Annotated in this window: 1 protein-coding gene; it reads right to left on the bottom strand. The window is 66.0% G+C overall.

Annotated elements, in window-relative coordinates:
* Nucleotides 1–473 (bottom strand): amino acid ABC transporter ATP-binding protein (locus AC0L3B_RS38395; protein WP_473382793.1); only part of this gene is annotated, 473 nt, incomplete at both ends.

Raw genomic sequence — 473 nt, 5'->3', positions numbered from 1 at the left:
GACCATTTCCGGGTCGAGGGCCGAGGTGGGCTCGTCAAACAGCATCACCTTGGGCTCCATCGCCAGGGCTCGGGCAATCGCTACGCGCTGCTGCTGGCCACCGGACAACTGGCCAGGGTAAGCGTCGGCCTTGTGCTCCATGCGCACCTTGGCCAGCAGCGCCCGCGCGTCCTTTTCCGCATCGGCACGGTTGCGCCCGAGCACCTTGCGCGGGGCGATCACCAGGTTTTCCAGCACTGACAAATGCGGGAACAAGTTGTATTGCTGGAAGACAAAGCCGACGCGCTTGCGCAGTGCGATGCGCTGGGCTTCCTGCGCCAGCGTGTCGACCTGCGTCTGGCCCACGCGGATGCTGCCGCGCTGGGGCTGCAACAGCCCGGTGATGCAGCGCAGAATCGTGGACTTGCCCGAGCCCGACGGGCCGATGATCGAGACCGCCTGGCCGCGCAGCACTTCGAGGTCAATGCCCTTGA

Source organism: Bradyrhizobium sp. Kon56 (genome assembly GCF_055807635.1).
This window is presented reverse-complemented; position numbering and strand designations above follow the sequence as displayed.